Annotated in this window: 8 protein-coding genes and 2 CRISPR repeat arrays (2 of these 10 only partly in view); all 8 genes read right to left on the reverse strand. The window is 59.1% G+C overall.

All coding sequences use genetic code 11. The features are described 5' to 3' along the window. Nucleotides 1-2,557: a CRISPR direct-repeat array (repeat unit 36 nt; unit sequence GTCTCAATCCCCTCAAATCGGGGCCGTCCTTCGGAC); it begins 5,758 nt to the left of the window's first position. A gap of 658 nt (nucleotides 2,558-3,215) precedes the next feature. The 8 genes from FDQ92_RS14125 to FDQ92_RS14160 are packed head-to-tail and all read right to left on the reverse strand — an operon-like array spanning nucleotide 3,216 to nucleotide 13,840. Further along, on the reverse strand, nucleotides 3,216-4,277 hold the full coding sequence (locus FDQ92_RS14125) for a putative CRISPR-associated protein (RefSeq protein WP_137425487.1): 1,062 nt from the start codon (nucleotides 4,275-4,277) through the stop codon (nucleotides 3,216-3,218). Nucleotides 4,278-4,313: 36 nt separating this feature from the next. Then, a complete protein-coding gene (locus tag FDQ92_RS14130; RefSeq protein ID WP_137425488.1) occupies nucleotides 4,314-6,707 on the reverse strand; it encodes a TIGR03986 family type III CRISPR-associated RAMP protein in 2,394 nt (797 codons plus the stop codon). Further along, a complete protein-coding gene (gene csx19, locus FDQ92_RS14135) occupies nucleotides 6,707-7,303 on the reverse strand; it encodes a type III-D CRISPR-associated protein Csx19 (protein WP_137425489.1) in 597 nt (198 codons plus the stop codon). Before csx19 ends, FDQ92_RS14130 begins: the two co-directional genes overlap by 1 nt. Next, nucleotides 7,300-8,787: an RAMP superfamily CRISPR-associated protein gene (locus tag FDQ92_RS14140; RefSeq protein ID WP_170180387.1), complete on the reverse strand. Its 1,488-nt coding sequence runs from the start codon at nucleotides 8,785-8,787 to the stop codon at nucleotides 7,300-7,302. The genes csx19 and FDQ92_RS14140 overlap by 4 nt, the downstream gene beginning before the upstream one ends. Then, nucleotides 8,777-10,453 (reverse strand): RAMP superfamily CRISPR-associated protein, encoded by a 1,677-nt coding sequence (locus FDQ92_RS14145; RefSeq protein ID WP_137425491.1) that lies wholly within the window; start codon nucleotides 10,451-10,453, stop codon nucleotides 8,777-8,779. The genes FDQ92_RS14140 and FDQ92_RS14145 overlap by 11 nt, the downstream gene beginning before the upstream one ends. Beyond that, a complete protein-coding gene (locus tag FDQ92_RS14150) occupies nucleotides 10,450-11,085 on the reverse strand; it encodes an RAMP superfamily CRISPR-associated protein (protein WP_137425492.1) in 636 nt (211 codons plus the stop codon). Before FDQ92_RS14150 ends, FDQ92_RS14145 begins: the two co-directional genes overlap by 4 nt. A 29-nt stretch (nucleotides 11,086-11,114) precedes the next feature. Next, entirely contained in the window at nucleotides 11,115-12,659 is a 1,545-nt protein-coding gene (locus FDQ92_RS14155; protein WP_137425493.1) for a hypothetical protein, read from the reverse strand. A gap of 11 nt (nucleotides 12,660-12,670) precedes the next feature. Continuing rightward, nucleotides 12,671-13,840 (reverse strand): PDDEXK family nuclease, encoded by a 1,170-nt coding sequence (locus FDQ92_RS14160; protein WP_170180388.1) that lies wholly within the window; start codon nucleotides 13,838-13,840, stop codon nucleotides 12,671-12,673. A gap of 85 nt (nucleotides 13,841-13,925) precedes the next feature. Next, a CRISPR array of direct repeats spans nucleotides 13,926-15,321; the repeat unit is 36 nt; unit sequence GTCTCAATCCCCTCAAATCGGGGCCGTCCTTCGGAC (it continues 1,680 nt past the right edge of the window).

The raw sequence follows: 15,321 nt of genomic DNA on the forward strand, positions 1-15,321 counted from the left end.
AGTTGATCCCAAGGCCTTCGTCATAGCGGAGCAAGTCTCAATCCCCTCAAATCGGGGCCGTCCTTCGGACCCCTGGTGGCGGCTAAGGCTGCCCTAAACGTATAAGTCTCAATCCCCTCAAATCGGGGCCGTCCTTCGGACGCATGCTCCAAAGCAAGACAGGCAGGGCGGGGCTGAGTCTCAATCCCCTCAAATCGGGGCCGTCCTTCGGACGCAGTGAAGCACCTGAGACGGACCGTAAGCATGTAGTGTCTCAATCCCCTCAAATCGGGGCCGTCCTTCGGACCCGGCGCGGGTACTCCGTAGACTCCGTCGAGGAGTTGGTCTCAATCCCCTCAAATCGGGGCCGTCCTTCGGACACATCACGGACAAGCTCAAGAGCATCATTGAACGGGGGTCTCAATCCCCTCAAATCGGGGCCGTCCTTCGGACAAGGGTCGCAGCCGGGAGACCGGCTACGACTTCTAGTCTCAATCCCCTCAAATCGGGGCCGTCCTTCGGACGTGGATGGCGCTTACAGGAGTGCCCGTTCAAGGACGACAGTCTCAATCCCCTCAAATCGGGGCCGTCCTTCGGACTCTAGGGGGTGGGGGCTCCGGCCCCCGCCCTTTTTTTAGTCTCAATCCCCTCAAATCGGGGCCGTCCTTCGGACTGGAGGAGTCTCTGGGCATGGTCTACTGCCCAGTGTGGTCTCAATCCCCTCAAATCGGGGCCGTCCTTCGGACAAGGAGGAATGACGGGTGGCCGTAGGCATCGAATTAAGTCTCAATCCCCTCAAATCGGGGCCGTCCTTCGGACTACCTTCTTTGATGGCCAAGACGTGTCTGTCGAGGAAGTCTCAATCCCCTCAAATCGGGGCCGTCCTTCGGACGACAGCTTCATTGAGCAAAGCTACGAAGGCATAATCGGTCTCAATCCCCTCAAATCGGGGCCGTCCTTCGGACCTCATCACTTCTGGCGACATAGTCGCTGATACTCGCTGGTCTCAATCCCCTCAAATCGGGGCCGTCCTTCGGACGGAGAAATAAATGAAACTAAGGGAAATGCTCCAGGAAAACCGTCTCAATCCCCTCAAATCGGGGCCGTCCTTCGGACCGTATTTCTTGGCAAAATAATGTTGGCAGGAAGAGTTGTCTCAATCCCCTCAAATCGGGGCCGTCCTTCGGACGGATTTCGATAGGCTTGCTGATAGGTCGACGATTGAGTCTCAATCCCCTCAAATCGGGGCCGTCCTTCGGACTCGCGTATCAAGGATATGGTCGTGGATTGGACCTTGACTGGTCTCAATCCCCTCAAATCGGGGCCGTCCTTCGGACTCAACCGGTTCCTGGTATAAGGGCGTTCTTCATGCAGTCTCAATCCCCTCAAATCGGGGCCGTCCTTCGGACCCAGATAGGAATCACTGCAACCCTTCGACTGCTTAGGTCTCAATCCCCTCAAATCGGGGCCGTCCTTCGGACCGAAATTCCTGATGGGATGGATGTCGATCACGTGAACGGTCTCAATCCCCTCAAATCGGGGCCGTCCTTCGGACATCTCCGGGCTCAAATAATGTAGAACAGAATCAACATAGTCTCAATCCCCTCAAATCGGGGCCGTCCTTCGGACAATCTTGACAGACGCCGGCGCATACTTTTTCATGCCCGTCTCAATCCCCTCAAATCGGGGCCGTCCTTCGGACTGATTTCATCGTTACGAATGGCGCGTGGGATTTGCTGGGTCTCAATCCCCTCAAATCGGGGCCGTCCTTCGGACCTGAGCCCGAGAAGGGTTCAGGGAAGAGTCGTACCCGTCTCAATCCCCTCAAATCGGGGCCGTCCTTCGGACAGCATGCCTATACCGACAGTTTATCTAAACCTCAGAGGTCTCAATCCCCTCAAATCGGGGCCGTCCTTCGGACGGCTGTCCTGGCTGATGCCGCTAAGGAGCGGCGTCGGTTGTCTCAATCCCCTCAAATCGGGGCCGTCCTTCGGACAGAAACGGCCATATCTAAGCAGCAGCCGGCTGAGATTGTCTCAATCCCCTCAAATCGGGGCCGTCCTTCGGACCTACGGGGGGCAACCAACAGGTTTTCCTCAATGGATTGTCTCAATCCCCTCAAATCGGGGCCGTCCTTCGGACGGAATATCTAAGGCCTATTGGAAGATGTGGAATGTGGTCTCAATCCCCTCAAATCGGGGCCGTCCTTCGGACGTACCCGAGGGCCTTGTTGGCTTTCGGACTTGCCAAGTCTCAATCCCCTCAAATCGGGGCCGTCCTTCGGACAAACAGTCGGTCTTTCGACACGTACAGTTCCGACCCTAGTCTCAATCCCCTCAAATCGGGGCCGTCCTTCGGACAAGAAGACCGAGAGAGGCGGCGTAGCCGCAGTGATCAAGTCTCAATCCCCTCAAATCGGGGCCGTCCTTCGGACTCGTCGAACTACCGGAGGACCTAAGGGGACGGTGGGGGTCTCAATCCCCTCAAATCGGGGCCGTCCTTCGGACATAGATGTTAAGGATATCAAGCAGTTTGTGATCAAGTCTCAATCCCCTCAAATCGGGGCCGTCCTTCGGACTCTACACCGCCAGAGCCGCCTTTGTCCAGGGGTTGCAGACGCGGATCCGCGCATATCCCCCCATTTCGCCGCCCGGTCCCGCAAGCAGGCTTCCGGGCGCCCCCACGAAGGCAGCTAAGTGACCGAGTATCCACGACTTCTGGAAATCCGCGCATGGCTTTCACCTCGTTGCTTGAATTTCAACAGGTTATCCCGCATCCAGGGAAAAGCCCCGGGATGCGCGGACGGCCCGGCACCGCGCCGATGGGAGGCTCCCCGAGGATGGGTTTCAACGGGAAAACGGCGAGCGTTTGCGGTCCAGCTGATGCCGCGGCGGAGCTTCCGCCCCCGAACGGATATCAAGCTGCCTGACCGGAGAAGCCGTCTGAGAATAGCCTTCACTCTTTTGGCACTGAGTGTCCGTTTTTTCGCGTAAGGGAGGTTCGCAAACGGCGCTTAAGAGCGACTCATGTCCTGTAGGGGCGCAGCGGTGCTGCGCCCCTACTTGCCGGCGATCAGGATCAACGCGAGATTGCGCTTTGTCCATCGCGGCGAGGGCGGGCTTGCACCCCATCGGCCCGAGGGCGGGCCTCCTACGGGCGGCGGCGCCGGCAAGCCGGCTCCTACGGGCGAGGTCGCCGGCAAAGCACAAGGCGGGGTCGCCTGCAGGGCGGGGTCGCTATTTCAGCCTCCTGAGGCAATCGGCGACGAGCTGGGTCTGCTCCTCGCCCCTGGCCGTGGTCTCTACCCGAAGAGGCAGCGCATTTTGCGGGCCGCCATAGCAGACTCCGATGATCCCGTTTACTGCATCGATCACTTTCACTCTCGATCCCGAACCTTGGGGATCGTATCGAACCGAGGTGACATAGGGGATATCGCAAAGCCTTTCCACGAACTGTTCCCATCCCGCGGGTCGATGGTGTTCCACGGTCGAAACGTGGTTTTTCTCCCGGGGCAGCCTGGTGTCCGCTTTGGGCCAGAGCACGCGAGGCCCCATGGAAAGGCGCTCTCGGGCAACCTTGTAGAGAAGGTCCCCGGCCGCCGAAAGGTAGGTACATCCGTCTTCGGCGTCTTCCACCAGCGGCCTGAGTTCCGGCCTTCCTTTCAGCCACGATTCGACTTCGGCGCTCTTTCGCGGTTCGTCGTCAATCCATTGGAAGAAATCGCTGTGTTGGACGACAAAGTCCGCATTCCAGGTGAGCGGCATCCGCGGCAGGCGGACCAATTCCCGGTGTAGCTCGTGGATATAGACCACTTCGATTCCAAGAAGAGCGCCCATCAGGTTGAGAAAGGCGATTTCCGCCTTGAACCCGCCGGTGGCGCAAACGACCGTTTGAATTCCGCGTTCTTGGGCGTCGTGAACTCTCCTGATCGCTGCATCGACCAGGGCCTTGAGCCCCGAGGTGAACTGGGCGGCTCCATACCCCAGCCTGCCGATTTGTTCCAGCGCCACAACTCGGACCTTGGCACGATAGAAGCTCTGGAGTCGCTCCGCGCAGAAACGGCCCTCGGGGGTATCGGAGTGCAACAACACGAGGATGTCCGTTTCGGCAAGTTCGAGCCTGGCGAGGGTGTTGGTCTCGGCGCTGGCCGCGGCCGCATCGGCTGTTTGGAGCCAGCGGTCCACTTCATCGTCGGGGGGCAGGGGGTCGCGGTTGCGCGGATTCCAGCCGCCCCAGGGACGGCCGTCACGGTTGGTCAGAAGCGATGTTCCTACGGTGCAAAGGATCTGGCGGGGCATGAATTCCTCCTTCTTGGATCTCTTGGCCGCCGAAGCTCAGACATCCTGGAGCATAGGCAAACCCGTGTCGTCAACAAGATCACGGAGAGCAAAGCGGCCACCAGGCTTCTCATTGGCAACAAACCACTTAAAAGACTCACCTTGGGGATGCGGTTGTTTTGTAACCCGGGGGTAATGAATCGGCAGCGCGTCATCGAACCCTCTGCATGCCCTGAGAAACGCCTCGATGAACGAGATCTCTTCGAAAGAGCCTTTGCCCCTGGGCCGGCCGTAGGCCCGAACCAACGCTTCTTTGAAGGCCGCCATCGCATCTTCAGGGATCTCTTCGGACCTGCCTTGATCAGACCACCCACGATACCATTCACGCAGAAGTAGCCCCGTACATAACTTGCATTCGGCCCCCGCCAACCGCACACTCCCGAATCCAATGGGCTTGCCGCCGCCGAAGCGATGGTAGTGTCTTTCCGGAAGGTTCAGAAGAAACCATAGAGCGCCCAATTCGACTTTGGACAGGTTGGTCACATGAATGTCGAAACTGAATCGTGCGCCCTGTTTGATCCAGCCAAGAATGGAACGGTTTTGATCATCCCGCTGCTCCCGGCCGTTATCTATGGGGCGGCGGTACTCCTGCCAAGGTCCGTTGGACCTTTGGGTCCTGTCTTCCAAAGGGGAATGCCAGTGGTTGGCCGGGAGTCCGCTGTGGTGCGGGAAGACCTTGCGACCGCGGAGGCCTTTGCCCGGCTTGTAGCCGGCATCAATCTTGGAGAGCCCGTCCCGTTGAGCCTCGCCTTGGGGCGAGGCGGCAACGTAAAATCGCCCCTGTTGAGGCTTGGGGGCGGCCAGAATAGCCAAAGGCAGCCCGTCTCCCGGAAACGTTTCGACGGATTCGTCCGGGGATGTGTCACACGTTACCGGCCCGATACGCAGGAGGCCCTTGAACGCTCTGGAGTTTTTCGGCCTCCGCGGCTGGTTGTCGGAATCCCCCATGACCCACCCGAAGACGCGGTCGGCAGGGGAGAGTTCAGACATCGTCGAAGCGGGTCGAAGCGAGGGGTCCAACAAATGCCACGGAGCGACAGGGTAGAGCTCCCGAGTGATCATGACGGGAAAAAGCGCTTCCACACCGGTGTTCCCGTTTTTCAGGCGGGCGTAGCACAGAGTGCCGTCTTGCAGTTCGCGATCCTTTTTTGTGTAGACATGGCGCGACCAGGCGGTCTGGCCCGGCTTCGGACCGAGGTATTCATCCGGCCTTCGGCTGTCCTTTTTACGCCTTTCCAGGTCTTCTTCATGTATTTCCTGGTAATTTTCGATCAACTGCTTCCATTGCTCTCGGAGCTCGTCGGTTACGGGAAACGGCCCGGCGGGAGGCGTCCCTTCGCAGAAAAAGACTCTTTCATCGTGCTTGCGTTCGATGTTGGCGTTGGTGATGCACACCCAGCCGCGAATCGGTTTTGAGGGTGCCGGTGGATTTCCCAAGTTTGCACCAATTTTGTCTATCTTTGTTACCTTCCAATACTTGAACTTGCGACTTCGGTGCTGAACAAGCTCCACCCAACACTCCACCTTGTCGCCATGCTGAGGGAGAGAGCCGTCAGAATAGGTGAGCGCACGGCTCGTGTTCTTATTGTTGCCGCTGTATCGGGTGAGCCAGGCGGCATATTGGGGTCCGCTAGGGGATCCATTATTCCCAATTTCAGACGTACCGGTGAGCAGATGGATTTTTCCGTTTTCAATCCGCGCCGGGATCAAGCGGAGCCCCTCCCTTGCCTCCATTCGATAGGCGAGACGCTTGCCATGATTTGTTCGGGGGAACCGGCCCAGTCGCGAGTTGGTTACGGCCTCGTAGGCTGAGCGCAGCATTCCTCGTACGCTGGATGAGGGCAAGAGAGGTTTGCCGTCGCTGTCGAGCAATAGGGCAAAGGTCTTGTGCCCGTTGTCGTCTTCCCGGCAGCTGTTGGGGTCGGGGACGAGAAGTGGGGTGATCGCTTCCATCGTGACGCGAATCCGGCCGGTGAAACGATCGGAGTGAAATCGATCGTGTGTCGCGGGTTCATGGTCGCCCAAGTCCGGATCGTTCGTTTCGCGGGGCGGTGCAGGGATGAAATTGTATGGGTTGTGGAATTCTCGCTTCACGGTGCGCGGTTGGCCGGCTGTTGGTTGATGCCCGGCTCCCTTTTGATGGAATGTTTTTGAATGACCAGTAGGGGCCGTCGCGGTTGCCGGCGGCACGAACTGCGATCCCACCTCGCGGATTTTTTTCGGCTGTCCGCCTTCCCGTTCGAACTCCACTTCCGTGCCGTGCAGCTCCTTCAATCTTGCCCAAATGGATTGGCTCAATTCGCCTCGGGCCGGATTAAAGAGTTTCCCGCCTATTTCGATTTGGGGTTTCCCTTTTTTGCTGAGAATGAGCTTCCCGCGTTCGAGTGCCATCAGCGCACCTCCTTGAAAAGATGGACAAGGCGACTCGCGGCCACGCGGACTGCGCCGGTATGCGGCTCCTGTTCAAAGTAATGCCGCACGCTGAGCCGAAGCGGCCACCATCCGTCCTTGAAGTCGCTTTCCGTGCATTCCAGCGGAACCGCCTGTTGAGTCCCTGCGGCTGTCTTTACACGAGAAAAACCGTCCTTGGGACCTTCCAGCAGACGGTCCCCCGACAGGATGCGCGTCTCGTCATGGGGCCGAAGGGGTGAGTCCTCGCTTTGTTGCGGCTCATCGACCAGGCGACGACCCAGGAATTCTTCTTCACTCCTCCAGATCATGATTTCCTCTCGTTTCCCGAAGAGCCGCATCTCGAGGAGATTGTCTGCGGAAACGGCCGGGCAGAGGTCCGGAAACGGCGTTGCGGACAACGGCCAGGACGAATTCTCACGTCGCCCCCAGGTCACGCCGTCCCGGCAATGAGCCAGCAGCCAGATCAGACAACGGTCGAATCCGGCCGGTGTTGGTCCGCCGGCAACCCACTCGAGAACCGCCCGGCAGGTTTCCGGATTCAGCGGTTCGATGGTGCATCCTTCAAGCCGGTTCATGGTCGTGCCTCCTCCGCTTTCAACGTCTCAGCCTCATGAAAGGCCGCGATCTTCTTATCGAAGACCTTACGGGCTTCTTTGTTTACCGATAAGTCCTGTGCGATTTCGTATACCGTTTCACCCGGGAGCCGAACCCGGGCCGTTCCCCGGAGCACTCCCCGGCCCACCGCCACCGTCCCACCCACCGGGATGTTTCCCGAAAGCAGGTCCTTGAGCAGAAGCAGCAGTAAGCCGATTTCGGGGTCGCTCGGATCGCGCAGCTCCACGCGGATCTTGAGTTTGCCACCCACCTGCACCTGCTCTTCAAAAAGCGCCCCGGAAACGACCCCTCCGGTGAATCGGTCGATGGCGATCCGCGTTTGCCGCCGCACATCGCTGTCTTCGAGAAACGATTCGGTCAGCCGCAGCTTCGAGGCCGCGGCTTGCCCGCCCTCGGAATCCTTGTTTCCCCCTTTCAGTCGCGGTCCGAAAAGGCGGTCAACCCAGCAATCCCCATCGCCGTGGCCTTCCCGGACGAGACGGGCGATCCGAAGGGCCTGGGCGCGCAGCGCCCCCGCGAGGCCTGTGCCCGGAAGCACCGGCTTTCCCGCAGTGCAAAGGTGAATCACATCGGGCGCCTCGGGCTCGGTTGCGGGGCTTCGGACCAGAAGGTCACCCGCCGGTTCCATCTCGAGATCTACGAGCAGGCGCCGGCGCTTGTCGTCGAACGCCTCAATCTTCAGAGACGGACAGGCGGTCCGGATCGCCTCGGCGGCCGAGCTGTGACCCTGCACATGGTCTCCAATTGGTTGCTGGTGGTCTGATGTCAGCCACGCGAGCCAGTCCTGGGGCTTGGTGAGATCATAGCGGAGGGCCTTCCAGCGGCCGGCCTTGACGGCCCCCAAACCCCGTGAGCGGCGCATCCCAAGGGCGATGTCGCCTTGCGTGAGTCCGTCCAGTGCGGCGACGAGCAGCCCGACAAGCCGCGCTTCCTTTTTGGGATCCTCGACAACCTTTTTGGCATTCCCGACAACGAGCTCCACCCGCACAGGAAAACACGTTCCCGCCGGCAGAACCTCGAAGTCGAACTTTTTGTGGACTTCGGCCGTTCCGGTGGCCGAATCGATGGCCACCCCGTCGCGGATTTCAGACACGGTCCCCTCAGGCAGGGTGCCCAGTGAATCAAAGACAACGAGAGGGCTTTGGGAACCTTCGTCATCGCTCCGGGCCGCCCCGAAAAGCACCGCCACTTTCTCATCTTCAACGGAGCGGTATCCGCCGAGAACATCGGCAAGGTGACCGCGCAGGGCACCGGCGAGCGAGGTGCCGGGAAGCAGGGGCACCCCTTCCTTGGGATCGCGCAAGACCGCTATGTCCACGGCGGTGTCGCCTTCCCCGCCAAAATGTGCGGCTGTTTCCAGACTCATCACGCCCGTGACGATCCACCGGGCCGCCATGGAACGGACGCCGCCGCCGTCACGCAATCGGGACGTTTCAGCATTCATCACCGGCCTCCTCTGTTTTGTTGCGGACGGCCAGCGCGGCCAAGACCGCGTCGATAAGTTTGACCGAGATTTCCACGGATCTTTTCTCCAGGCTCTGCTTCGCCGATTGTTCCGAAACGATGTGGCCGCGCTGAGCCAGAACATCCGCATCGAGCCACGAAAGGACCCTGTCGGGCTCGGTCGCCTTAAGCATCCAGTCGGCCAGGTTTTGATGGCCGTCCATCCGGCAGCTTTCCAATTGATCCATAGCGGGTTTCTTCAGGCACTCCGTCTCGCTTCCGTCCCTCAGCCACCGCTTCAAGGTGCCGATCGCCTCCTCGGGATTACCGCGCAGGGGAGTCCGCAACCGGCCGATCAGGCTGTTGGCCGGGAGGTTTCGGGCGGACAAGGTGATGGCCGCTACCTTCTCTTCGATCTTTCTTGCGATCCGCCCCCAAACGATTCTCTTTTCGATGTCCGAAACGAGCGGCGGCGGTTGACCATCGACCGCCGGGAAAGAAGCCGCTTCTTCGTGTTCCTGCAAGGAGATGGAGGGAAGCGGTGCATCGAGAAACAGGACCCGTCCGTAGCCTTCTTCCCTTCGTTCGCCCAATCCCTCGTTTTCGACGGCGTAGAGCTGACCGACGGGGATGTCTTGATTAGCCTCGAGCAAAAACACCGACCCGGCGGACACGGCCAGGGTTTGCGGCAGTTCGAGGCGCCATTTGCGGTTGAAGCCTCCGATGGGCGTGAAGGACCAGCGTGTTCGAAGCAGCTTGGCCCGGCCGCAGAATCGCCCCTTGATCAAATCCGGCAATGCGGCCGGGTCGATTTGCCCGGTGTTCGCATTGCGCGCGATGCAAGCCGAAGTGAGAAGCAGGCGGAACCTGATGCCCCGCGGGATATCGGCGCCTACAGGCCGCAATCCATCCCTTCCCACGCCGTCGACCTCGCGGGTTCGGCCTTCTCCCCACTGAAGCGCCGCCATGCCGCCGTATCCCGCTCTTCGGGAACGGCCCACGAGGATCGTGTCTCCGAGGAGAGCCTTGAGAAGGCGTACAGTCCGCTCCAGTTCTTTGTCGGTTCCGCCGCGCACTTGGATCAGGCCTTGGAAAGATTGCCCGGCATCCAGGGACTCGAAGGCGAAGATCGCTCCGTGGGTGGTTCCAACCCGATCTTTCCACGCCCGGCCTTTTTCGCGGTCGCGCTGGTGATGGATGCGGGCGTTCATCTTCGGCTGGAGGAGCACCGGTTGGGCGGCGCCGATGGTCAGAAATCCTTGCTTGAGCGGCGCCAATTGTTCTTCCGGCCAGCATTCATTGGGTTCCTTGCCCGGCGCGGGACGCCCGTCAAAGGCGGCAAGATCGACGGCATACACCCGGCGGTCGGCTGGCGCATCATTCTTTTTCCGCCGCAAGGATAGCGGAACGGGGAGAGACCTGAGGCCGTCCAGAGAAGGGTAGGCATTGAGATAACGGACCTTTCCACCGAAGATGAGCTCCTGGAATTCTTTCTGCCCGGCTGTGTCCGCGCCGGGATCGCCCAGGGCCTTGGCCACGGCCCCGCGCACAGCGGCTCCGGGGATGTAGGCGAGGGTCGATGAGCTGTTGGGATCACCCCCCAAGGCGGTGATGACCGCCGGAGATTTCAGCGTCAAGGTATAGGGAAAATAACGGCAGCCCGTCATACCGATCCTCCTTTCGCCGCCTTCCGGGTTTTCTCCGGATCTCCATCGAGGGTCATGCGGACATGCCCGCGGCCGCGGTTGCGGGTCAGTCCCGCATGCCGGGTGGCGAGAAGCGCCAAGCACAGGCACCGCACATCCTGCGGGGTCGGATCTGCCAACCAACGGAGGGGCGCACACAGGATCAAACCACGGACGATCACCCGGACCGCCCGCAGGGTGGTCTCGGCCGGTGCACCCGTTTGCCGCATCTCCGAGGTCTGGCGCCGGATATCGGTCAAGGCCTCCAGAACAGCCGCCGGGGAAACGGGATCGTTTGTCCGGGTTTGCGCCGCTTGGATCCAGCGGCGGGTTTCTTCATCGACCACGGCGTCGCCGATGTGCAACATGGAGGACTCGTTACAATCGCCTTCGGGGCCGAACAGGCGCACAGCCGATGGCGCCAGTTCGGGGAAACCTTCCTGCATGGAAAGCCAGGAATCCCGCAGGAGCCCGCGGACGGCCTTTCCGCCCAAAAACGGAAGGCCCCACGCATCGTGCTCGACTTCCACGTCCACCAGGCCCGCGGTCCCTTCACCCCGGCTGAAGGTCGTGTCGGAGAGGAGTTCGATTTGAATGAACGGATTCTGGCACACGGCGTCTTTTCCTCCTTTACCGGGTTGTCTCAGGGCGCATCCAGCACCAGGTGCAGATCGATCAGCTCCAAGGCGTCGATGAGCGGCGTGCGCGTATCGTCGAAAAAGCCGTTCCTTGCGATGGGCTGCGGAAGCTGAAGTCTTTTGTCCACCACCTTCCAGGCTTCCAAGGCCGCCTTCACGCTGTCCGGCCCTTCCCGCACCAACTCGGGAAAGGCCTTGACTTTGTTGCGCCTTTCGGACCAGGCTCCCTCCCTAAGCCCCACCGTTTTGGAGTCCAGGAGCGTACCGGAAAGCCACCTCCAGGTCTCCGTGTCGTCCTTTTCGGAACCCAATCGATAGGGCCGGCAAGTCAACCGCCTGCCGTTCGCTCGATATTGCCTCTCCCGAATGCCTTCCACGGTCTCGCCGGGCCGGCAGGCACCGATGTGCCAATCCAGGGCGCAGCCGCAGTCATCCTTCTCTTTCAGCATGCGTTTGGCGGAGGCGCACAATTTGTCCGCCAGTTCGTAGGCTCTGGCAAAGGGCGCATGAACGCGGACTACGGCCACACCGGCGCAGGCGGTGATCTTCCCAAGATGGGGGATCCGGCTTGTTTCAAACACGCCCAGGGCGGTTTCGGCCAGATCCATGGCGATGCGGCCGTCGCAGACGAATGTCAAATCGTCCCCGCCAAGCAAGATCGGTCGCAGGGGAAGCATCCACCGGCCATCTTTCTGTTTCAGTTCAAAACGAAGGCGCTTCGGCCTACCCATTACCGATCCAGGGTGATCCTGAGCCGGTTTTTCCACCTGTCGGCAAAGTCGATTGACGACGGCCTGCAAGGCTTCTTGGCCGAGTCGGTCGATGGCCTGAGACCACTCGCGGTATTGCCGGCGTACGAGGTCGTCATCGGCCGTGCTGTCTTCCGATTTCTGCTTCAGCCAGCTGGTGATCTTTTCACCCACGCTGTTTCCATCGATGTGAACCACACCGATGAGGCTGGTATCGCCCATGGTTCGGCCAAGGTGATCCAGTTCTATGGGAAATGCGAATCCGTCCCGATCTTTTAGATCCGCCTCCCAATGTGTCTTGGCTTCGTCCTTTTTCTTTCGGCGGCTCAGGATTTCCTTGGAAAGGGGAACCGTTGGTTCGTCCTTATCGAAGCCACAGGCCACAAGACCCGTTTCCCTGCAAGATGCCGTGACGGAAAGGCCCAAAAGAGGTACAGAGGGGAAGCGTTCGGTCTTTGCATGCGCCAGTTCGATCTGGAGGCCGTGGAGCGTCGAAGCCAGGTTCCCCTCTTTGTACTCCTTGTGAACCACGGCGACTTCCAAACCCGGTGCGTCGTCGTGCAAGATGCGGGTATATCGGGCCGCAAACGATCGTGCCTCGTCCATGGAACCGGTTTCGACAATAGCGTTTCCTCCACCGGCCAAAAGGATCTTATCCGTGGGGGTCAAATCCTTCAGGGCACCCTTCTCCGAGGTGCTCCAGTGCACCACATACGAGCCGGTCACCACGTCCCGAAGCCGGTTTGATTGAAAGACAAACCGTTGCACCCCCAGCACATCGATCGCCGTCAAAACAGGCATGACCGCCCTCCTTATGATTCGAGCCAGGTTCTGAGTGAGTTCAATGCGGGCGGGCTGCCGATTCCCGCCCATTCCTTCAGGTCGTCGAGACCGAAAACCTGCGGCGTGTTGGGCGCGTCCCACACGTCAGCCACGTCGTTTCGCAGCTGATCGACAAAAGCGCCCTTGAGATCGCTGCCATGAAGGAGACAGACCAGGGCGGAGCGGGCCAGATCCCCACCCAACTGACGCGCCCGCATGGCCGCCTCGAAAAGCTTCGACTTGCAGAGGCCGATCTTGCTGTCCGTGGTGCAGGAGATCATGTAGAGCCGGTGGCCTCGGACGAGCGCCACATCGACTTCGCACTGCCTCCCGTTGGCCAGCTTACAATCAAGGCCGACGGCAATTTCGTCTCCATCGACAATCTGACGCACCAGGGTGCCGCACCAGGTCTCCAGCCATCCGCCCCCCAGAAAACGCAACCAATCATAGTAGGTTTGCCTTTTCCAATGTTCTTCCGGGATCCGCTGAATACTCAGGCCACCGGGTACCAACTCATCAACTTTTACGGCATTGGCTTTTGCTTTTATAAACGGCAGCCGTTTATTCGTCTCTCTGTCCCGATGGAGGTGATAGAGGCTTTGTGCGAGACTTGAGTCCTCCAAAACGGCTCGGGCGATCCTTGCAGCATCATCCTGCCAGGGGTCATCCGCCTGTGGTTGACTTCCGCTGAGCGGCTTGATCCCGCGCAAGCGAAGAACGTCGTCCAGGGTCAATCCAAGCTGTTGTTTTGCCAAATCGAGTCCATAGCCATTGTCAAAACGCAGTACCCCTTTTCGCTCATCCAGATAAGAAGCCTGTTCATCCTTGCCGCCGGCGTCCCGGAAAGCCATCCGAGCATGAGCCGCCATGATTTTGGTGCCGCCCGTGTAGTGAAAGTGAAAATCATGGAGATTTTTGGGGAAGGCGTTCCTGACCTTGGCCGCACTGGTCGCATCTTCGATGCATGTGGCATCAAGGTGTGCACCCGAAAGGGCAACCTCCAGCGCTTTGCAAAGGTACTTCATCACTTCTTCTGTTTCCGGGCTGTAGAAGAGAGAAATCGATTGAGGTTTCAGGATGAGAGCCGTGATGTAATTGGGCAAGGGGTTGGATCCGACAAGAAGCAAAAGCCGTTTACAGGCCATTTCTCCATAAGCCATCTGTTTCTCCTCCATTGGTTCATCAAAGTTTATCTCCATCTGGACGATACAGGATGGACGCCTGCCTCTACAAGGCAGGCGCGGAATCTCAATCCCCTCAAATCGGGGCCGTCCTTCGGACTGATGTAAAGGACATGTCAGATAAGGTTGCAACGATTGTCTCAATCCACTCAAATCGGGGCCGTCCTTCGGACAGGGAGAAATAACATGCAAGAGAAACTTAGCGAGGCTATGTCTCAATCCCCTCAAATCGGGGCCGTCCTTCGGACAATCCCGAAGAAAATTCGGGACGAGGTGCAGAGGGAGTCTCAATCCCCTCAAATCGGGGCCGTCCTTCGGACTGGAACCACTCCAACGGACGAAATGCTGATAGCTGAAAAGTCTCAATCCCCTCAAATCGGGGCCGTTCTTCGGACGAGTAAAAATACTGAAGGCCGACCGCGGGGACACTTTAGTCTCAATCCCCTCAAATCGGGGCCGTCCTTAGGACCGTAGTCTCGTATGTGTGGCCACGCATGCCGGCGAAGAAAATTGTCTCAATCCCCTCAAATCGGGGCCGTCCTTAGGACTGGAAATTGGACGCGAAGACAAGCACCTCGGAAAAAAGGTCTCAATCCCCTCAAATCGGGGCCGTCCTTAGGACATATCCATTCTATTGTCACCGGTGATCGCGGATCGGTCTCAATCCCCTCAAATCGGGGCCGTCCTTAGGACAAGAATTCCCGGAGCTGAAAACGGTCGAAGACTTTAACGGTCTCAATCCCCTCAAATCGGGGCCGTCCTTAGGACTCATCGACATAGCCCTACGAACTGGGGTCTCTCTAGGTCTCAATCCCCTCAAATCGGGGCCGTCCTTAGGACAGGAGGAAGAAGGGGAGGAAGAGGAGGAAGATACTGGTGTCTCAATCCCCTCAAATCGGGGCCGTCCTTCGGACTGGAACCACTCCAACGGACGAAATGCTGATAGCTGAAAAGTCTCAATCCCCTCAAATCGGGGCCGTTCTTCGGACGAGTAAAAATACTGAAGGCCGACCGCGGGGACACTTTAGTCTCAATCCCCTCAAATCGGGGCCGTCCTTAGGACCGTAGTCTCGTATGTGTGGCCACGCATGCCGGCGAAGAAAATTGTCTCAATCCCCTCAAATCGGGGCCGTCCTTAGGACTGGAAATTGGACGCGAAGACAAGCACCTCGGAAAAAAGGTCTCAATCCCCTCAAATCGGGGCCGTCCTTAGGACATATCCATTCTATTGTCACCGGTGATCGCGGATCGGTCTCAATCCCCTCAAATCGGGGCCGTCCTTAGGACAAGAATTCCCGGAGCTGAAAACGGTCGAAGACTTTAACGGTCTCAATCCCCTCAAATCGGGGCCGTCCTTAGGACAAGAATTCCCGGAGCTGAAAACGGTCGAAGACTTTAACGGTCTCAATCCCCTCAAATCGGGGCCGTCCTTAGGACAGAAACAGCAATTTCAAAACTTC

The organism is Desulfoglaeba alkanexedens ALDC (assembly GCF_005377625.1).
GTDB classification, from domain to species: domain Bacteria; phylum Desulfobacterota; class Syntrophobacteria; order Syntrophobacterales; family DSM-9756; genus Desulfoglaeba; species Desulfoglaeba alkanexedens.